The 9,380-nt window shown below is 67.6% G+C and carries 12 protein-coding genes; 2 read left to right on the top strand and 10 right to left on the bottom strand.

The annotated features are described in order from the left end of the window. Window positions 1-240 (top strand): hypothetical protein (locus tag B0E52_RS18645; RefSeq protein ID WP_217316693.1); only part of this gene is annotated, 240 nt, incomplete at its 5' end. Window positions 241-376: 136 nt separating this feature from the next. Here the strand turns inward: B0E52_RS18645 and B0E52_RS13305 are convergent. From B0E52_RS13305 to B0E52_RS13260, 10 genes are all read right to left on the bottom strand, one after another. Then, window positions 377-1,045, bottom strand: coding sequence for an SGNH/GDSL hydrolase family protein (locus tag B0E52_RS13305; RefSeq protein WP_077484524.1), 669 nt, complete (start codon window positions 1,043-1,045; stop codon window positions 377-379). Next, complete coding sequence (locus B0E52_RS13300; RefSeq protein ID WP_077484523.1) at window positions 1,042-1,746, bottom strand: RES family NAD+ phosphorylase; 705 nt, start codon at window positions 1,744-1,746, stop codon at window positions 1,042-1,044. The genes B0E52_RS13305 and B0E52_RS13300 overlap by 4 nt, the downstream gene beginning before the upstream one ends. A 94-nt stretch (window positions 1,747-1,840) precedes the next feature. Beyond that, the gene (locus B0E52_RS13295) at window positions 1,841-2,254 is read right to left on the bottom strand and encodes an MbcA/ParS/Xre antitoxin family protein (protein ID WP_077484531.1); all 414 of its coding nucleotides are present in this window, start codon (window positions 2,252-2,254) and stop codon (window positions 1,841-1,843) included. Window positions 2,255-2,331: 77 nt separating this feature from the next. Continuing rightward, window positions 2,332-4,086 (bottom strand): DUF885 family protein, encoded by a 1,755-nt coding sequence (locus B0E52_RS13290; protein WP_254426801.1) that lies wholly within the window; start codon window positions 4,084-4,086, stop codon window positions 2,332-2,334. A 173-nt stretch (window positions 4,087-4,259) separates the two neighbouring features. Further along, window positions 4,260-4,871 (bottom strand): ParB-like protein, encoded by a 612-nt coding sequence (locus B0E52_RS13285; protein WP_077484522.1) that lies wholly within the window; start codon window positions 4,869-4,871, stop codon window positions 4,260-4,262. A 68-nt stretch (window positions 4,872-4,939) separates the two neighbouring features. Next, the gene (locus B0E52_RS13280; protein ID WP_077484527.1) at window positions 4,940-5,644 is read right to left on the bottom strand and encodes a YafY family protein; all 705 of its coding nucleotides are present in this window, start codon (window positions 5,642-5,644) and stop codon (window positions 4,940-4,942) included. A 101-nt stretch (window positions 5,645-5,745) separates the two neighbouring features. Continuing rightward, window positions 5,746-6,372, bottom strand: coding sequence for a glutathione binding-like protein (locus B0E52_RS13275; protein ID WP_077484521.1), 627 nt, complete (start codon window positions 6,370-6,372; stop codon window positions 5,746-5,748). Window positions 6,373-6,388: 16 nt separating this feature from the next. Beyond that, a complete protein-coding gene (locus B0E52_RS13270) occupies window positions 6,389-6,793 on the bottom strand; it encodes a GFA family protein (protein WP_077484519.1) in 405 nt (134 codons plus the stop codon). Further along, the gene (locus tag B0E52_RS13265) at window positions 6,790-6,996 is read right to left on the bottom strand and encodes a hypothetical protein (RefSeq protein WP_077484518.1); all 207 of its coding nucleotides are present in this window, start codon (window positions 6,994-6,996) and stop codon (window positions 6,790-6,792) included. The genes B0E52_RS13270 and B0E52_RS13265 overlap by 4 nt, the downstream gene beginning before the upstream one ends. 221 nt (window positions 6,997-7,217) lie before the next feature. Continuing rightward, window positions 7,218-7,829: a DJ-1/PfpI family protein gene (locus tag B0E52_RS13260; protein ID WP_077484516.1), complete on the bottom strand. Its 612-nt coding sequence runs from the start codon at window positions 7,827-7,829 to the stop codon at window positions 7,218-7,220. A gap of 409 nt (window positions 7,830-8,238) precedes the next feature. Between B0E52_RS13260 and B0E52_RS13255 the strand changes: the two genes are divergently transcribed. Further along, window positions 8,239-9,270: a class 1 fructose-bisphosphatase gene (locus tag B0E52_RS13255; RefSeq protein ID WP_077484515.1), complete on the top strand. Its 1,032-nt coding sequence runs from the start codon at window positions 8,239-8,241 to the stop codon at window positions 9,268-9,270. Window positions 9,271-9,380 lie beyond the last annotated feature (110 nt).

Below are 9,380 nucleotides of genomic sequence, written 5' to 3'. Positions count from 1 at the left end.
TTCGACCGATACATACGAGAACATGCCAAGCTGCTGGACGTCGGGGCTGCGCATCGGATCGGGCGGTCAGTGATTGAGAACGTCTATGACCGCGGCGGCGCGCGGAGGTTTCTCAACAGCCTGCTAGTCGTGTCGGCCAACAAAGATCAGATTGTTTCCAATCAGCCTGGTCGACGCGCCGGCCGCGAACAGCGCATATCCAAGCTGCTCAATTGCCTCTTAGAGAATACAGCGCGGTAGCTGCCTGACAGCAGCAGTTCACCCGCCTCTCGTCAGCACCAGCAGGGTGTTCAGTAGTCAGCGGAACGGCGCCCAGCTTGACCGGAATACGCATTCTGTCAGTGGAATCGCAGCCCGACTCCACGCAGTCCCGGCATCACCGCCCGTGCGCATCCACCCACGGCCGCACGATGCCGATCCACAGCTCGTAGCCTGTGCGATTCATGTGCAGGCCGTCCTGGATGAACCACTTGGCCTGCGGCTGGCCGTCCTTGCCCAGCATCGGCGTGAACACATCCAGGTACGCCACCTGTTTCTGCGTGGCCGCGTAGTCGCGCACCAGTGCGTTCGCCTCGCGGATCTTCGGCAGCAGCGCCTTGCGCGCCATGCTGGGCTTGATCGCGATGAAGGCGATGGGCACACCGGGGTCGACGGCGCGGGCCTTGCGCACGAAGGCGGCGAAGTCGTCGCGCACCTGCTGCGGGCTGTTGCCGGCCTCGATGTCGTTGTCGCCCGCGTACATCACGATGGCACGCGGGTGATACGGCGCCACGATGCGGTCGGCGTAGAACGTGCTGTCGGCGATCTCCGAGCCGCCGAAGCCGCGGTTGATCGTGTGCACCTCGGGGAAGTCGGACGCCAGCGTCTTCCAGAAGCGGATCGACGAGCTGCCGATGAACAACACCGCGCCGGCAGGTGGCGGTTGCACGCGGTCGGCCTGCTCGAACGCCGCGATGTCGGCATTCCACTGCGCATGGTCGTTGGTCGTGCGCGCAGGCGCGCACAGCGGCAGCAGGGCGAACAGCAGGATCAGCCAGCGTTTCATCGTGCCTCCCGTGGAGTGTTTCGTGCGAGTTCCGACACTTCCAGCACCTTGGCGATGCGCTTGCCGTCCCAGCGATAGACCAGGTGCTGCGCCTGCACGCAGGGTGCGACCACATCCGGATGGAACGCGGCCACGCATTCGCCGGACGGATCGCGCACGCTGTCGTACACGATGCCGTTGGAGCCGGCGGCGCGCAACACGCGCGCCAGTTTCACGCTGGCCACATAGCTGTCCGGATCGTGTTCCTTCCTCCAGCCGCCGCGGATGTCGTGCAGACGGCTGTCGATCCGGGTGCGGTAGCAGCGCATCTGGATGTCGCAGGCCGGCTCGGCGGTGGCAGCGAGGAAATGCTCACGGTGATAGATGGTTTCTTCCACCGCGGTGGCCATCGTGTGCGCGGCGTAGAAGACGCCCCACGTGCCATCCGAAAAGCGGCTGCCGTCCGGATTCAGATGCGTGAAGGCGGCCATCACCGGCGTCGAGCCCGGACCGCTGATGCGGTGTTCCTTCGGCACCAGCTTCAAGGCGCCGGCTTCCTCGCGCAGACGCGGGTTGGTCAGCGCCTCGATCGCGAACACCGCGTCGAGATCGGCCGGATCGGCGATGCGGTCGTACACGCCCACCGGCGGGAAACGGCTGGGCACGATGCGAAACGCCTGATTCCAGCGGATGCGCTTGAGTGGGGGAAGATCGGTCGACATCGGGGCTCCCGTCGCGGCTGAGGCCGCTCCTGCATGCGACCGGCATCGTCATCGCATGCGGTATCGGCGGCTGCGACGATCGGTTTGAAGCGCCTCAGCCGCGCTGCGCATCCAGGTACTGACGCACCACGAACAGGTCGGCCACGTTGCCCGACAGCATGCGTTCCAGCGCGGAATGGCCGCCGAACAGCGGCGCCGTGTTCGGCTTGCGCAGCCATGCATCGGCTTGCGCCGGGTCGGGAAACAAGATCTGCAGATCCTTCCAGATGCCGAGCAGGTAGCTGACGCGCTCCAGCGTGTCGCGCCCCAGGCTGCCGTCCTGCTCGCGCTTCCACTTGTAGAACGTGGACTCGGGCGGATCGCCGAGCAGCTTGCGCTGTTCGGCGACGCGCAGGTCCCAGTGCTCGGCGAGGCGGAAGAAACTGCGCAACGCGGGCGCCGTCAGCACCGCGTCAGTGGGCAGGTAGCGTGATGCGGCTTCGGCGATGCGGCTGGCATGTGCGTTCATGTCGAAACTCTCCATGTGAAGCACATGGACAATTTACTGCAAAGTGGCAGCTTTGTCCAAAATCGCCGGCGCCGGCTTCAGGGGGCGTTCGGCGCACTCTTGCCCTTCGCGCAATCGCAACCGTAATCCGGCTCCGGTCCGCCATCCTTGATGAACTTGTCGATGCGCGCCTCCAGCACCGGCAACGGCACCGAGCCGGTGGAGAGCACGGTGTCGTGGAAGGCGCGGATGTCGAATTTCTCGCCCAGCCCCTTTTCGGCCCTGGCGCGCAGTTCGAGGATCTTGAGGTAGCCCAGCTCGTAGCTGTCGGCCTGGCCGGGCCAGCTGATGTAGCGGTCCACCTCGTTGGCGATCTCGAGCGGGCTCAGCGCGGTGTTGTCGGTGAGGTAGTCGATCGCCTGCTGGCGCGTCCAGCCGAGATGGTGGATGCCGGTGTCGACCACCAGGCGGCAGGCACGCCACATCTGGTAGGTGAGGTAGCCGAACTGCTGCCAGGGCGTCTGGTAGATGCCCATCTCGTTGCCGAGGTATTCGGAGTACAGGCCCCAGCCCTCGCCGTAGGCGGAGATGTAACCGTTGCGGCGGAACGCGGGCTGGCCGTGATCCTCCTCGGCCAACTCCAGTTGCAGCGAATGGCCGGGATAGCTCTCGTGCAGGGTCAGCGCCGGCATGTTGTACAGCGCGCGCGATTTCAGGTCGTAGGTGTTGACCATGTACGCATCCGCGCCGCCGCGGCCGGACGTGTAGTACGGCGCGATCTCGGCCGGCACCGGGACGATGGTGAAGCGCGAGCGCGGCAGATGGCCGAAGAACTTGCCGATCTTGCCGTCCACTTCCTTGGCCACCCAGGCGGTCTTGTCCAGCAGCTCCTGCGGCGTCTTCGCGTAGAACTGCGGATCGGTGCGCAGGTAGTGCAGGAAGTCGGCGAAACTGCCCTTGAAGCCGGTCTCTTTCATCACGTCCAGCATCTCGGCGTGGATCTTCGCCACCTGCTCCAGGCCGATCTGGTGGATCCGGTCGGGCGTAAGGTCCAGCGTGGTGTATTCGCGGATCTGCTGGCGGTAATACGCCTTGCCGTCGGGCAGCGCCTCGGCGGCCAGCGTGCTGCGCGCCTGCGGCACGTATTCGTCGTCGAAGAACTTCAGCAGCTTCGCGTAGGCGGGGATCACCTGATCGCGGATGCGCTGCTGCGCTTCGCCGCGCAGCGCCTGCTGCTGGTCGGCGGGGATCGTCGCGGACATCTGCTTGAACGGCGCGTAGAAACCCGAAGCCGTGGGATCGGTGAGATCCGCCACCGCGGCAATCGAGCGGTCGCGGCCCTTGAGCACCTCGCGCGGCACGCTGAAACCGCGCTGCAGGCCCAGCCGCATGTTGGCGATCTGCTGCTCGAAGTAGTGCGGGATCTGGCCGAGCCGGTCGAGGTACTTGCGGTAGTCGTCCGCCGTGCGCAGGCGGTCGCCACCCAGCTCGTAGCCCACGTCGCTCCAGAACGCCGAGTCGCTGTTGAACGGCATCTGCCACTGCTTGAACTGCTGGTCGGCGATGAAGTTGCGGATCTGCTCGCGGTACACCGCGTAGTTCACCCGGTTCCCCGGCGTGAGCTGCCCGACGTCGATCGCGTCGAGCTGGGTCATCACCTTCTGCCAGTAATCGAGGCGCTGCTGCTGGCTGGCGGCGTCCACGTCGTCGAGGCGGCCGTTGTTCGGCTGCGATTCGCCCGAGGCGCTGATGCCGGACTGGCCGGTGCGCCACGCCCACTCGGCGGTATAGATCGCGGTGAAGCGCGTGTCGGCACTGCTGGCGACGGCACTGGCCGGGGCGGCGGCATCCATGCTCGCGGCGAACGCCGGCGGCAGGCCGGCGGTGAAGGCCAGCGTCGACGCGACGACCATCAGCAGGGTCTTGTTCACGGGAGTTCCTCGCGGGTTGCCGGACAGGGATCGGTGCGTGGTCGCACAGCCGGAAACCGTCCCACGTTGCGCGCGTCGGCGCAATACGACACACGTCATGCCGTCGCGCCGCTCCAGCCCGGCAGGTAGCTCGCCCCGCCGCCGTGCGCCAGCGCCACCGCCTTGGCCACCAGTTCCGGCGTGGGCTGCTCGCCCTTGCGCAGCTTGAAGTGCTCGCGCAGGAAACCCGCCCACATGAACTCGGCGTAGGGCGTGGCGTCCTTGGCGTAGCCACCGGCCTGTTCCAGCCGGGCGGCCAAGCTGCGGTACGGGTCGTCCTGAAGATCGGCGAGGCTGTGCGGGAAGGCGTCGTAGTCGCGGCGGCGGTTCTTCGCATCGTAGGGATGCGCCCAGTGGTAGAACTCCATCGCGCGCCAGAAGCGCTCGGCCGGCAGGTAGGAGAAGTCGCGCAGCAGCATCACCGGCACGCTGGCCACGCCCTCCTCCAGCAGCGCCAGACCCAGGTGGTGGTGATCGACGATGTAGCAGCGCCGCTTGGGCCCCAGCACCCCGGGAAACCAGTGCCGGCCCAGCAGTTCGCCGCGTTTCTTCTTGCCCAGCTGCTCCCACTCGGCGCGCTTGGCGGCCACCTCGGCGTAGCCCACGGTGAGCTGGGTGGGCCGCAGCTCGACCGGGGCCACCGACTGCAGCGGATGATGGGCGTGCATGGAATCGACCTCGCGGCGGCGACGAAGCGCCGACGAGTAGCCGATGCCGCGTCGCCGCGGCGTGACGCTCAGCTCATGCCGATCTGGCTGCCGCCCACCGCGCGCAGGTAGTCGTCGAGGCTGCGCCCCGGCACTTCGGTGAAGACTTCGCCGGTGGTTTCGCTGGCGTGGATGCGGTCGGGGCGGAAGTTGCGGAAGTCCCCGCGCAGCCGGCACCACGCGCCCAGCGTCCACTTGCCACCCCAGAACGCGAGGCACAGCGGCTCCACTTCGCGCAGGCTGGGCTGGCCGCCCTCGTCGCGGTAGTCCAACCGCAGCACCTGGTTCGCCGCGATGGCCGCGTGCAGGCGGTCGATCAGCATCGCGAAATCGGCGCGGCCCTGGTCGCGCCACACCGGCGCGTAGATGCGCGTGCGCGCGGCGCGCTCGCGCAGCTCGGGCGGCAGCACCGCCTCGATCTTCAGCAGCGCGGTCTTGGCGCCTTCGGCCAGCTTGTCGCCCGCGAACGCACGCACGAAACGCGTGCCCACCACCAGCGATTCGAGTTCGTCGGCGTTGAACATCAGCGGCGGGATGTCCGAACCCTTGCGCAGCACGTAGCCCACGCCTGCCTCGCCTTCGATCGGCACGCCGGAGAGCTGCAGGTCGGCCACGTCGCGGTAGACCGTGCGCAGCGACACGCCCAGCGTCTCGGCAAGGTTGCGCGCCGGCAGCGCGGTGCGCCGCCCGCGCAGGGCGTGGATGATGAGGAACAGGCGATCGGCGCGACGCATGCGTGCATGATGCCGCGAACCGTGTCGCAGCGCCTGCGCCACAAGTCACCGCGATGCGACCGGCGCGCCGCCGCAAGCTGCTGGCGCCAGCCGTCCATCGCTCAAGCCTGCTGTGCGGCAGCCAGTGCCGCATCGGCCGCGGCCGCGCGCTGCATCGCCGGGCGCGCGAGCACGCGGTCGATGTAGGCGCGGATCACCGGCGTCTCCGGCACCAGCTTGAACATGGTGGTCCAGTTCAGCGCACCGCCCCACAACACGTCCGCCGCGGTGAAGCGTTCGCCAAGCAGGTACGGACCCTGCGCCAGCTGGTTGGTGAGCGTCTTCAGCATGGTGTCGAAGTCGCCGTAGGGACAGGTCGAAGGTGCCGCCGCCTCGCGCTGCATCGACTTGTCGACCAGCGCCGGCTCGAAGCAGGAACCGTAGTACACCATCCAGCGCAGGTAGGGCCCGCGCAGGGGATCGCCGATGGCCGGCGCCAGGCCTTTTTCCGGGAACAGGTCGGCGAGGTACAGGAACACCGCGGGCTGCTCGGTGACCAGCGCGCCGCGATGCAGGATCGCCGGCACCTTGCCCATCGGATTGACCGCGAGGTATTCGGGCTGGCGCTGGGTGCCGGCCTTGAGGTTCAGCACGTGCAACTGGTAGTCCGCGCCCAGTTCTTCGAGCAGGGCGCGGGTGCCGCCGGAGCGGCTGTTCGGGGCGTGGAAGAAGGTGAGGTCGGCGGTCATGGCGCTGTCTCCGGGTTCACAGGTGCCGCGTCTCGGCGGGCGGGTTCATCCAGTTGTTCGCGCGGCCGTCGCACCAGCGCACGGGCGCATCGATCAGCTCCTGCGGTTCGGCATCGTCGAGGCAGGCGAGGTTGACCGAGACGTAGTCGCCGCCGATCTGCTCCACGTGGCCACGCCCGAACGGGCGCACGCCGCAATGGCGGCAGAACAGGTGGTGCGCGCTGCGCGTGCCGAACTGGTAGTCGGACAGCGCGTCCTCGCCGGCGAGCAGGCGGAAGTCCTGCGGCTTGATCGTGATGCCCCAACTGCGCGTCTTGGCGCAGATCGAGCAGTTGCAGCGCCCGGTGCCGGCGGCAAGATCGAGATCGGCCTCGTAGCGCACCGCGCCGCAGTGGCAGCTACCGTGATAGGTCTTCTTCATTTGCGACCCCGAATGGATGACACGAGGTGATGCAGGCCGGTCAACGCCACCAGGGTGAGGCGGCGACGACCCGCGGGACGATCCTGCTCGCCTTCCCGTGCAGGCTTCGTCGGCAGGCGGTACTGGCCGTCCAGCAGCAGGCCTTGCAGGTACAGCGGCCGGTACGCCATCAGCACCCTGTCGATTGCGGATTTCTTTGTCATGGTGTTGGCTCTGCTTGAAGTGTGTGGCCATGGATGGCCGCGGTTGGACCTGTGGGACCGGGTCGGCTTCCCGCATCGACCATCTGATCGAAACCGCGCCCATGGATGGGCGCATGGATCCTGAAGTGTGCGGCCATGGATGGCCGCGGTTGGACTCGCAGCATCGGGCTGCTTCTCCACAATGAAAACTTGCTCGAAGCCGCGCTCACGGACGAGCGCATTCATGCGGCCGCTGCCACGGCACCCGCCAGCCACGGCGGCGGCAACGCGTGCTTGTAGAGGCGGAACCAGTGCTCGCGGTCGCTGGCGTTGTAGAGGTCCAGCGTGCGGATCACCTCGCGCGCGAACTCCACGCTGCCGAGTTCGCTGGCGGTAAGCGTGCCGCCGTCGCTGACCGCGAGCACGCCGGCGTCGTACTGCTCGGCGCCGCGGTAGCCAGGCACGTGCATGTCGATGTGGCCGGCGTGGTTGCCGGTATGCCGGCAATGGTCGAGCAGGCCGGCGCGGGCCAGTGCCAGCACGCCGTCGGCGATACCGGCCACCGGCGCACCGGCCGCGTGCACGCGGCGCGCGGCCGCCACCGCGGCCAGGCCTTCGCCGCGCGTCCACAGGTGGCCGCCGGGCAGGATCAAGAGCGCCGCGCGGTTGAGGTCGAGCTGGGCCAGGATCAGCTCGGGCTGCACCACCAGGCCGCCCATCGAGGTCACCGGTGCCGTCGAGAAACCCACCGCCTGCACCCGCCAATCGCCAGGGCGGCGGATCTCGCACAACGCCAGCGCGGCCTGCCAGTCGGCGTAGCCGTCGAAAACGAGGAAATAAACCGTATCGCGCATGCCGTTCCCTCCTTGTTGGAGGTACAGCTTGCGCGGGTGCTGCTGCCAGCATCATGTCAGTAGACCAGAGCCTGCTCAATGCCTCCGCATGGCCCGCGTTGCCTTGTCGTGGTCGTCAGGTGGTGGCGCGTGGCGCAGCGCCTGCCTGGCTGGCAGGTCAAGCCGCGCGCTGCCGCATGGCGGCGACGGCAAGCCAACCCGAAGGGCCGGGTCTGTTTGCCCACATACCTGCGTCATCACTCAGTCGTGGACGGACGTCCACTCCTTCGTTCTTCCTTGGCCTGCGCCCAAACAGCTCCCGGCGCGGGCCATGCGGAGGCATCGAGCAGGCTCCAAGGCATGGCGCGGTTCAGCGGAAGCCGGGACAATGCGCGTTCCACTCTGTCTGCCACCCTGCCACGGACCCGCCATGAAGCCCGTCTCGCTGATCCAGTTCCTGATCGAGGAACGCCGCGCCGGCCACATCAACGCCGAACTTTCCCTGCTGATCGAGGTGGTGGCGCGCGCCTGCAAGCGCATCGGCGTGGCCACCGGCAAGGGTGCGCTGGGCGGCGTGCTGGGCATGGCCGGCACGGCTGATTCAATCAGCATGAATATCCAGGGCGAGGCGCAGAAGAAGCTGGACGTGATCTCCAACGAGATCCTCCTCGAAGCAAACGCCTGGGGCGGCCACCTCGCCGCCTGCGCCTCGGAGGAGATGGAAGACCCGCAGCAGATCCCGGACGGTTATCCGAAGGGCCAGCACCTGCTGCTGTTCGATCCGCTCGACGGCAGCTCGAACATCGACGTGAACATCTCGGTCGGCACGATCTTCTCGGTGCTGCGCTGCCCGGACGGCGTCACCGAGCCGAAGGCCGAGCACTTCCTGCAGCCGGGCACCACCCAGCTCGCCGCCGGCTACGTGGTCTACGGCCCGTCCACCCTGCTGGTGCTCACCTTCGGCCACGGCACCCACGAGTTCACGCTGGACCGCGAGATCGGCAGCTTCATCCTCAGCCGGCGCGACATCCGCATCCCGGAAACCACCGGCGAGTTCGCGATCAACATGTCCAACCAGCGCCACTGGGAAGCGCCGATGCAGCGCTATATCGGCGAGCTGCTGGCCGGCAAGGAAGGCCCGCGCGGGCGCGACTTCAACATGCGCTGGGTGGCCTCGATGGTGGCCGACGTGCACCGCATCGTGACCCGCGGCGGCGTGTTCTATTACCCGCTGGACGCCAAGATCGCGAAGCAGGGCGGCAAGCTGCGCATCATGTACGAGGCCAACCCGATGGCCTTCATCGTCGAACAGGCCGGCGGCGCGGCCACCACCGGCCGCGAGCGCATCATGGAATTGCAACCGACCGGCCTGCACCAGCGCGTGCCGGTGTTCCTGGGCTCGAAGCAGGAAGTCGAACTGGCCACGCATTACCACCGCGAGGCGGACGGCGCGCAGGGCTGATGCGCCGGCGCCCTCCCCTGCAAGCAGGGGAGGGCTGGGGTGGGGTGCACTGGATCTACCGGGTACCCCCTCCCGACCTTCATCGCTCCTCAAAGCGGCGCCATCCATGG

The organism is Rhodanobacter sp. C06 (assembly GCF_002001105.1).
Classification (GTDB): Bacteria; Pseudomonadota; Gammaproteobacteria; order Xanthomonadales; family Rhodanobacteraceae; genus Rhodanobacter_A.
The sequence above is the reverse complement of the archived record's forward strand: the minus strand, read 5'-3'. Positions and strand labels throughout refer to the sequence as shown.